The 8,864-nt window shown below is 47.3% G+C and carries 10 protein-coding genes; 1 reads left to right on the top strand and 9 read right to left on the bottom strand.

Annotation, left to right across the window (positions count from 1 at the left end):
* Nucleotides 1-44: 44 nt before the first annotated feature.
* The 9 genes from AWU56_RS12760 to AWU56_RS12800 all read right to left on the bottom strand — a co-directional run bounded on the left by AWU56_RS12760 (nt 45) and on the right by AWU56_RS12800 (nt 7,154).
* Nucleotides 45-290, bottom strand: a complete 246-nt coding sequence (locus AWU56_RS12760) for a DUF262 domain-containing protein (protein WP_286682739.1) — start codon at nt 288-290, stop codon at nt 45-47.
* 27 nt (nt 291-317) lie between these two features.
* Nucleotides 318-638, bottom strand: coding sequence for a helicase (locus AWU56_RS12765; protein WP_104417161.1), 321 nt, complete (start codon nt 636-638; stop codon nt 318-320).
* Nucleotides 639-688: 50 nt separating this feature from the next.
* Complete coding sequence (locus tag AWU56_RS12770) at nt 689-3,604, bottom strand: TrlF family AAA-like ATPase (protein WP_104417162.1); 2,916 nt, start codon at nt 3,602-3,604, stop codon at nt 689-691.
* 207 nt (nt 3,605-3,811) lie between these two features.
* Nucleotides 3,812-4,384 carry a conjugative transfer protein MobI(A/C) gene (gene mobI, locus AWU56_RS12775; RefSeq protein WP_286682740.1) on the bottom strand — a complete coding sequence of 191 codons (573 nt, stop codon included), beginning with the start codon at nt 4,382-4,384 and terminating at the stop codon, nt 3,812-3,814.
* A gap of 108 nt (nt 4,385-4,492) precedes the next feature.
* The gene (locus tag AWU56_RS12780; protein ID WP_165794771.1) at nt 4,493-4,648 is read right to left on the bottom strand and encodes a hypothetical protein; all 156 of its coding nucleotides are present in this window, start codon (nt 4,646-4,648) and stop codon (nt 4,493-4,495) included.
* A gap of 41 nt (nt 4,649-4,689) precedes the next feature.
* Nucleotides 4,690-5,319 (bottom strand): recombinase family protein, encoded by a 630-nt coding sequence (locus tag AWU56_RS12785; RefSeq protein WP_104417164.1) that lies wholly within the window; start codon nt 5,317-5,319, stop codon nt 4,690-4,692.
* A gap of 120 nt (nt 5,320-5,439) precedes the next feature.
* Nucleotides 5,440-5,829 (bottom strand): hypothetical protein, encoded by a 390-nt coding sequence (locus AWU56_RS12790; protein ID WP_104417165.1) that lies wholly within the window; start codon nt 5,827-5,829, stop codon nt 5,440-5,442.
* Nucleotides 5,830-5,899: 70 nt separating this feature from the next.
* Nucleotides 5,900-6,313, bottom strand: coding sequence for a hypothetical protein (locus AWU56_RS12795; RefSeq protein ID WP_104417166.1), 414 nt, complete (start codon nt 6,311-6,313; stop codon nt 5,900-5,902).
* Nucleotides 6,306-7,154 carry a hypothetical protein gene (locus tag AWU56_RS12800; protein WP_286682741.1) on the bottom strand — a complete coding sequence of 283 codons (849 nt, stop codon included), beginning with the start codon at nt 7,152-7,154 and terminating at the stop codon, nt 6,306-6,308. Before AWU56_RS12800 ends, AWU56_RS12795 begins: the two co-directional genes overlap by 8 nt.
* 533 nt (nt 7,155-7,687) lie before the next feature.
* Here AWU56_RS12800 and AWU56_RS12805 point away from each other — a divergent pair.
* Nucleotides 7,688-8,864: TOTE conflict system archaeo-eukaryotic primase domain-containing protein (locus tag AWU56_RS12805; protein WP_462991763.1), on the top strand; the 1,177-nt coding region annotated here is incomplete at its 3' end.

Raw genomic sequence — 8,864 nt, forward strand, 5'->3', positions numbered from 1 at the left:
ACCGTCGCAAAATGGCAATGAGCAACGGTAGTTAAAAATCGGTATCAACCGGCCAGGATAATTGCCGGAAAACCGGCCAAGGTAATTGACGCTACATACCCCTTCTCGATGTAGACCACCGAGCCAATGAAATGTGCTGATATACCATCGTTGGTGCCGGCTCGCATAATGTCGTCCCACAGTTGGCGACATTGCTGTTCAGACCAGGAATACGTTCTCTGGTAAATCGGAATGACAAATTGTGGCGACTTCTTCAGGAAGTCGAGCAACTTGGCTTCTGTAGCTTTCATAACGGACGTTATCCCTTTTTTGTTCTGTTACTGTGATTCAACGCTGGTTTTGACCTGGTTATACACAGCCCGCATCAGGTACTGAGAAGCGATATTGCGGAAGGATTCGTCGTTCATCAAGCGTATGAAGATGTCTTCGTTGCCGTCCATTCGCTCTACAAACAAATTCTCAAGCTGCTTGTTAAATACCGGTTCGAAATTCTCCAGGCTGTTGGCCATGACGGCCTGCCGTAGCTGTTCGTTGGCAACAGCGGTTCCCTTCACCTGATCGAAGAACAGCTGATCCGCCGGGGTAAATTCAGTACCAAATCGCTCGTTGAGCTTGTCGACCAGCGTCGATAACTGCACCTCTTCCTCTCCCTGGCCGGTGCCGACCTCGATCGGGCCTTAAGTTGTCCTTATCGCTTGAAAGCGTACTTACGCTCTCGCTCTTCGAATGCAAGTTGCCCCCCCTCTAGAACCTCGCAAATATGCTCTCTAATGCCGAATTTCTTAAGCAATGAAGGCGCATCTGGTTCGAAAAACGTGCACTCCATGGCGCCGGAAACATATTCGAATCTAAATTGCTCGTTTTCCATATCATGCTGCTGGCCAGCCTGATTCGCGACGATAACACATTCGGAATCCGTGGATACAACCATATTAGCGTTGTGAGTGACCATGATGATTTGTCTTTTCTCTTTCCTTTCCCTAATAAAGTCGCGGAGTTCATTATAAACTGTTCGGTTATCTAAATTATCTTCAGGCTGATCTATAAGTATAGGGTGAGAGGAATTGCTCAAGTGTAGTATGAGATGGAGAAGCACCAGTCCTCGCTTACCGGGCGACATGCTGATAATGTCGTCATTTTTATAAAGCAAGTTAAAAGATATGTAAAAGCAATCCTGAAGTAGATTTCTAAGGATTAGTTCCTCGTTCGCACTCTTTCGAACTTTATGGGCGATCTGGGAGAAATCTCGAACCTTCTCGCTCAGGGTGAATATAGAGTCTAAATGCGTGTCTTTTGAGTAAATATAATTGTTTTCACTATCAATCGAGTCGCCTAGAATACTTGCAAGGCTTCCTCTGGCATCAAAACAGTTTATGAAAGAATCGAAACTATTGTGATCGAATTCTAGGCTAGCTTGAAGCGTTATATTTTCATTGTCTATCTTCGCAGCACCATTGAAAAGCGCCTCTATTTCACCATATGTGTCAAACAACTGCTCATACAGGGCTTTAAGCTGATCAGAAGCTGCTTTTCCTTGTTCGAGAGTGCTTTTGACCTTCTTGCCTGCTTCTTGAATAGCTCTAAGCTTAGCTTCTTCCCGTTTTTGCGCCTCTAGAAGTCCTTTCAATTCGTTTTGGCTTTTTACTTTAGACGAGAATTTTTCAAGACTTTCCGTGGTATTTATAATTCTTTCATCTAGCGAGCCTATCAAGCTATTAGCGCGGCGAATGTTCTTTCCCGCTTCTATTGGCAGGTCATCAATAATTTTCTGAATCTTAGCCAGTGTTATCTGAACAAGGCGGCTTCCAGTGTGAAACCGTTTTTTTTCTGACTCTTCAGAATTCGTCATAAGAGCTACGTTTCTAAACGAGTCTTCCATCTCTCTTACTAATTCATTTTTTAGCTCAGTGTGTATTTCAATATATCTTAAAAGAGACGAACGCCTTTTTTCACTAACTGACAATCTGTCGCTAAGCTTTTTATAAATCTTGCTTTCTTCAGGAGTAAAACCTGATGATTTTTTTATTTTTTCTATTTTTTCTTTTATTTTTTCTCTTTCATTATTTACCGAATTCTCAGCTCCTATTTTTTCCTTTTCGCTCTTTTCTTTTGCATACTTGTGTCTGAGGGATACAAGTTTTGTAACCTGTGTACTGATGCTCTCATTCAACGAATCACATTTTTTAAAAAGCTCTTCAGCATCTAGCTTTATTTCCCTGTCTTGATATAGAATTTCGAGTACAAGCTCATTGAGTTGATCTCGACCACTTTCCTCGGCTAATTTATTTATATATAGCTGAGGTATATAGGTTATTGGTCGTTGGTCGTTTGTTTCTCTAAAGCTTTGTTTAGTGTTGTCGTTCCAAGTGATTTCAAAGTCGAAATTTGATTCATTTTCAAATTCTGGATAAGTACTTGCCTTTGCTAGATCACACTTCTTTACGGTTTCCTCTTTGTTTGCCGTCCTTGAAATATGATAGAGTAAAAGCGATTTCCCTGAGGATTTGCCACCAATAATCGAATTTAAATCCGAATTTAATTCTATTTTATATTCAGGAAAAATATTTTTCCCACTGGAATCTTTGAATCGAACAGAGTCTATAACTTCATAGCTTACCTTATCGCCAGGGCAGGTATCTTGAATAGCAACCCGTGACCTCGGCTCAAATACTACCTGCTTGAGGCCCTCAAAAGTAAGATCAGCCTTTATCCAAGTGTTATTTTCTTCGTCAGGCTCAAAAAGTGTGTCGTATGCATGTGCATCAGAACCCCATATACAAGCTTTAGGTAAGCCAAATTCTTTTCTGAAAGAGGTAGGATTATCGTGATAATCTCCGAGCAAGAAGCTTCTCGTACGCTTGTTAGATGAGAATATCAGTTGGCTCTGTTGAATAAGTGTCTTCCGAGTACCGTGACCGGCCGAGTTCCAACTTACTCTGCTGAGGTCTTCGTCACACGGCAAAGCTAACAAGTAGTTTTTTTTGAATCTTCCATCTTCGGTGAGCAGTTCTGCTATTTCGCTTGTATTGACCGAGGCATTGCAGATCCCTACCGCAAGGGCAGATTGGCCTCTAAACTCGGGGTGTTCTTCAATTAGTCTTTCACCATATTCTATCAAGTTTTCTTTGGTTAAGGCTCTTCTCTCTGCTTTAAGCCCTGTTTCAGCGTGAGTTTCAAACTGTATTCTAGATAAAAACTCTCTTTGGATTAATGTGGGAGACAATTCATTGGAAAGGATAACGTGGAAGTTGGTCCGCCTATTCCATTTTAAGTCGACCTCTTTGCCTACTACGAGTTTGTCCAAGCGAAACTCGAGATTTGGGAAAATAGCAATATTCTTAATTTTCCTGATTTCATCCTCATCAAATAGCTCAGATAGTTTATCATCGTTGAGAATATAGTCTTCGACTACTTTTTTATAGCCGTCAAGAAGGCAATAGTCGGTCAGGCCAATGGCACTTACATTATGATCTATTGCTGACCGAAAGAGTTTTCTGACGTAATTGTCAAAGTCGTCGCCGAACTGGTTGTTCAGAATTGAAAATGGGGTATGGACATGGAGGTCCCACTTTCTCCAAATTGATCCTTTTGAGCAGTTTTTCACATATCCCTCGCAGTCAACCGTAAGAATTGCTTTTTATTGTCAAACTATCGTATACACAGGTCGGTGCGAATACAAAAAAATCTAGGTCTTTCGACAAATCTTGTACCCAGAGGATTACGTAGTTCAAGCCAAATACTGTTTGTAATCATCCACTAAAATAGATGCATAAAGCCCGTCGGAAAGGGACGGGCCTGAACGATTTTTTGTTTAGGATTCCGGGGGCTGAAGGCCATCGAAGTGCGCCTCCAGACTGTCCAGCTGCTTCAGGTTTGCCCTGACGAGACGGCGCATGTGAGTGAGGTTTGCATTCATGATACGCACTATCTCAAACCCGGCTTCGGTCTCCTCAATGATGGGCCTCTCCCAGTCGTGAGCGCGGTTAAATGCGGGTTTTGAGTACCGGTGTTTCAGGGCTCGGCGGATGTGTTCACTGAAAACCGCATGCCCCTTACCGTTTTTCACTCTTACGAAGGTGTTGTAGTACCAGTGCATTTCCAAGCTGCCGTGCAGCATTCTCACCCGGCAGCCGTGATGGCCAGGATAGCCTCTCGTTTCTTTGGTTCGATGAGCCTCATTATGCGCCCAGAAATGGTCCGACAGTCGCTGAGCGAGATAGCGAAGGCGCGCTCGCTCCATATCCAGGCTTTTGGAAAGTGATTGTAGATACTGTCTGCATTGACCAAGTGCCATTCGGCGCCCCTGATGATGGTCAAACTCCCCGGCGCGCGCCACCTCATGCCACTTATCGGTGATTTCCTGAATGGTTTTGGGTTTGCTCATTAGCATTCTCCTGTTGGTTGATGTTCAAGAGAAATGCTACTGGCCGCAGAGACAAACCCACGGGTCTGTAATTTGCCAATTTGGGCAAAAGTAGCCGTTTACCCCAGATTATCTGGAATTTTTATCGATCTGGCGGCGTGCTTTAAGCTTCCGGTTGAGAAATGCTTCCAGCTTGTCAGCATTCAGGTATGTGATGCCGCAGATCGCCAGGATAACGGCGACAAAGCCGAGGAAAGCAATGAGTGTGACGAACATATCGATCATGTGAGTTCTCCTGTTTTCGTTCTTTGATTGCAAATTGCAGCCTATGCTGCACCTGACTGCTTTTGTTCCTTTGCGACAGAGGCAATCAGATGGCGCGAACAACCCAGGATGTCCTGGATTTCGTTATAGCTATGGCCAGTGCGCAGTAAACTGGCGATGTGTTGCCGCCTCTTCAGATCAGGTTGACGCCCCTGATACTTACCCTCGCTGCGAGCCTTGTTGATCCCTTGATTCTGTCGGCGACGTCTGTCCTCATAGTCTTTCCGGGCTACCGCTGCCAACATGTCGAGCATCATGCTGTTGACCGCCTGCAAGATAGATTCGGTAAAGCCGGTGTCGTCTTTCTTGTCCAGAGCCAGCCAACTCGTTGGTAACTCGGGCGAGACAATCGCCAACCGCTTGGCTGCCAGCTTCTGTTTGAGCGTATCCCAGTCCTGCTGTTTAAGGCGGGCAAGCCGGTCTATCTGCTCTACCAGCACAATGTCACCTTCACCAGATTCGGCAATCAGTCGCATCAGTTCGGGACGATGCAATGTGGCACCGGAGACGTTCTCGGTATAAAAGGCAGCAATGCGCTGACCGTGTTGCTCGGCAAACTGGATTAGCGATGCTTTGGCCCGCTCGGCATTTTGTTCCTGGGTCGATGCTCTCAAATAGGCGCGTATAAACATTCATGCCTCCTCAGTCTGTTATAAGTGGTTCCGTTTGGCCGGTCTGTTTTAAATGGTTACTTGTCATGGTAAGCGGCCTGAGCAGTTGGTTCCCCTGATGTGTACCCATCAGGAACCACCTCAAGAGTCGAAAAACTCCCCGAACGGATCATCCTCTCGGAGGATCGGATTGACTCTGAAGTCATCGAAGAGATCGCCTGCGCCTTCTTGACTCCCGGTATCGGAGGTTGTCGTGCTGCTTGGACCGTTTTCTTCCCTACCACCGCCTCGACTAAACGACGCCATCTTTTTCTCGAATTCAGGAAACGTCATTTGCCCATCGAGTCCCTTGGCGAAAACCGTCTTGTAAGCATCGACTGCGGCCATTGCGAAACGAATAAGCAGTACGACCACCCAGAGCAAGAACAATAGATACCATGCGTAAAGCGCTGCATCGACGCCACTAAAGACGAGCTCCACAAAGCCGATCCCGGCGAGCCCCACTACTACTATTTTTGTTACTCTCACCATGGTTTCAGCCCCCGATAGCTCTTTACTTCGAAGCTACCAGAACCTGAGAAAATGCAAGTTTTGCCCGGCGTCAGGCCGCAGCGGCTTGCCCGGCTAGCCATGGCAGTTTCACCTTGCTGTAGGCATCATTTGTCATCGCCCTCAAATCCTCCGTGTCCAGGCGTGAAACCAGCCACGCAGTGCCTTGGTATCGAACTCTGGGGTAGCTGGATGGCTGGAATACACCGTGAGGGAGGTCGTCCTCATCGCCCAGCCACTGTCTGAGCCGGAGATCGATACACCAGCCCTGTTCGAGCTCGATCCAGCAATGGGGAGCGGTGGCCATTCGGCTCAGTCGGTCCTCTGCGTATCCGATACGACATTGATGGAAGATGCCTTGCTCACTCAGAGCATTGCTGATCACAGAGGTCATGCAGTTGCTATCGATTTTGGCGTCTTCAAGCGGCAACAGCGCGAACTCAAGTTCATCATGCCAGTCACTCATGATCTGGCTCCTTGAACATCAGTCGCTGGCCCTGCTCGTAAAGCACTGGGTACGGCAGCGGTTCGCCATCCTGGACGACGGTGCCGGGAGGAAAATACATCACCATCCAGGATGGTAAGGCACCACTGACCGTGCGGTAGAACTCGTCCACAGGGAAGCTTTGTTGTTCACCTGACTGCCGGAAAATGAGGCGAGAGTAATTCTCTGGATGATTGGCCGCGATGTTGAAGCTTTCAGGTCCAGTACCTTCCACGTAGAGCGGTGACTTCCAGCGATTCGGAGTTTTGATGTTGTAGGCAACCACACATTGATTCACACCACATCCATGCTCAGCGCTTTCAATCGACCAAAGCACCAGTGGATGGCCGTCAATCTCGGGCGTCTCCACGTTACTGAGTTTGGTGGCCCTCAACGCCATATCATTGGCAGCTACTCGGATGGCCTGGTCCACCAGATCCACATACTGCTCATAGGCCTGAGCCTCCGAACTGGCCATAGACGCTGGCATCCATCCCATCAGGCTTGGTCTCGCCGACGGATTGTCTGGAGTCATCATGATGTCAGTCGCGTTGAACAAAAACGTCTGGCTACCTGAGAGATGTCGAAGCGGTGCATCAAATGAAGTCGCCAGGCTGGCGAGATCCAGTAATGGCACCAACATGCCTTTACTGTAGGAGCGAGTGCCATCCCCAGAATCCCGCAAGTCCATATCGTAGATGCCACCGGCTCTCGCCAGGTTTAAAGCCCGAGACTCTTCCTGATTGTAAACTCGTGGGGTGGCCGCGCAGCCAGCCAGGGCAGCGGCCAATATTGCCGTAGTTAAGGGTGCTAATCTTTTCATTATGTCCTCCTGCTTTTATTAAATATTCTCATGAAGTTGAGAATATGCAAGAGGAAAAACAAAAATAATCTTTATAAATCAATAGTTTGTACTTATAGAACAAAGTTCAAATTCGGACGTAGCGAAAAGTTGGCGGGGCATGCATATCATTGGCTATAAAAGAAAATGGTATTTTTGATCAGCAGAGGTTACCTATGGAAAGCGTCGCCGCAATTACTCTGACGGCGGTAGCAGGTGCTATTCTGGATGACCCGGAACCAAGGTCGCGGGGCCATTCTTATTGACTCCGGCTGTTTACTGGTAAGAAAACGCGGTCATTTGTTTTACTGATTAGAAATCTATATCTGATAGGATCAGTCAAATATTCAAAGAAAGATTATTGTGGTTGACTGATTTAGCGTTGGGAGGCATTTATCCAAGTAGAAGAAGAGCTTGCGGCCATTGCATTGAGGTTATCTGAGCTTGAGAAGGAAAAAGTAGCCTTACTTTCCCGGAGGAACGAGCTTCAGCGAGCTGCACAATCACCCACATCAATGCAATTGACTCCCAATCAAAAAGCTGAGTTATTTCGGGAGCTCTTTCGCGGCCGACAGGATGTCTATGCGGTTCGCTGGGAAAGTAGCTCGAATGGACGTTCCGGTTATGCTGTCGCCTGTGCAAATGAGTGGGTACAGGGCATCTGTCAGAAACCCCGGATCAAATGTAGCGAGTGCCCTCACAAAAAGTTCAAGCCTCTGGATTTCAGTGCAGTGTATGACCACCTGTCCGGCAAGCATGTAGCAGGGTTATACCCATTGTTGCCGGACAGTTCCTGTTATCTGCTGGCTGTAGATTTTGATAAGGAGGACTGGAGAGCAGATGTTCGTGCGCTGGCCCAGGCTTGTCGTGATGAAGGTGTCCCTTATCTTGTAGAGATCTCCCGGTCCGGTGCGGGTGCCCACCTATGGGTCTTCTTTTCGGACGCTGTTCCAGCCTGGTCCGCGAGGGCTTTGGGGTTCAAGCTGCTGGACAAAGCCATGGAACGTCACCCGGGCCTGTCCTTCGATTCGTATGACCGGCTATTCCCCAACCAGGATACGATGCCCGATGGTGGATTTGGCAATTTGATTGCCCTTCCGCTTCAGCATGAGGCGCGAAGTCGTGGATGTACTGTATTCGTCGACGATAAGCTAACCCCGTATCCGGATCAGTGGGCGCTACTTAGTCAGCAAAAGACCGTTTCGCCGGCTCAGCTTCGAGATATCGTTGGAAATGAGCCTGATTCCGATGCGATAGCAGAAGTTGCGTTGCCGTGGGAACAAGCTTTACCGGTCGATACAGGGATAATTTCAGGATGTCCCGAGAGCATCACGCTTACCCTGGCCAATCACATTTATATGAAGTTGTCAGACATACCAGGGACACTGGCGGCACGAATAAAGCGCATGGCGAGCTTTGCCAATCCAGTATTTTTCAAAACCCAGGCACTTCGATTTTCAACTCATGGCATCCCTCGTTACATATCATGTGCCCGGATTGAGCAAGGTTATATCTCGGTACCGAGAGGCTGTTTTGATGATCTTCAGGCATTGTTGCACGAACAGGGAATAACAGTAGAAATCGATGACCGCAGAATGCCCGGCCAGTTGCTGCCGGAAGTCAGCCTGAAAGCAACGCTGCGTCGTGATCAGAAAAAGGCTGTGACGGCGCTTGCCGATCACGATACCGGAA

It is taken from the genome of Idiomarina sp. T82-3 (genome assembly GCF_001577655.1).
GTDB classification, from domain to species: Bacteria; Pseudomonadota; Gammaproteobacteria; order Enterobacterales; family Alteromonadaceae; genus Idiomarina; species Idiomarina baltica.

Bases quoted from the DNA above. Each gene is read 5' to 3' on its own strand.
- AWU56_RS12760 (WP_286682739.1), bottom strand. From the start codon at position 290: ATGAAAGCTACAGAAGCCAAGTTGCTCGACTTCCTGAAGAAGTCGCCA.
- mobI (WP_286682740.1), bottom strand. From the start codon at position 4,384: ATGAGCAAACCCAAAACCATTCAGGAAATCACCGATAAGTGGCATGAG.
- AWU56_RS12780 (WP_165794771.1), bottom strand. From the start codon at position 4,648: ATGATCGATATGTTCGTCACACTCATTGCTTTCCTCGGCTTTGTCGCC.
- AWU56_RS12785 (WP_104417164.1), bottom strand. From the start codon at position 5,319: ATGTTTATACGCGCCTATTTGAGAGCATCGACCCAGGAACAAAATGCC.
- AWU56_RS12790 (WP_104417165.1), bottom strand. From the start codon at position 5,829: ATGGTGAGAGTAACAAAAATAGTAGTAGTGGGGCTCGCCGGGATCGGC.
- AWU56_RS12795 (WP_104417166.1), bottom strand. From the start codon at position 6,313: ATGAGTGACTGGCATGATGAACTTGAGTTCGCGCTGTTGCCGCTTGAA.
- AWU56_RS12800 (WP_286682741.1), bottom strand. From the start codon at position 7,154: ATGAAAAGATTAGCACCCTTAACTACGGCAATATTGGCCGCTGCCCTG.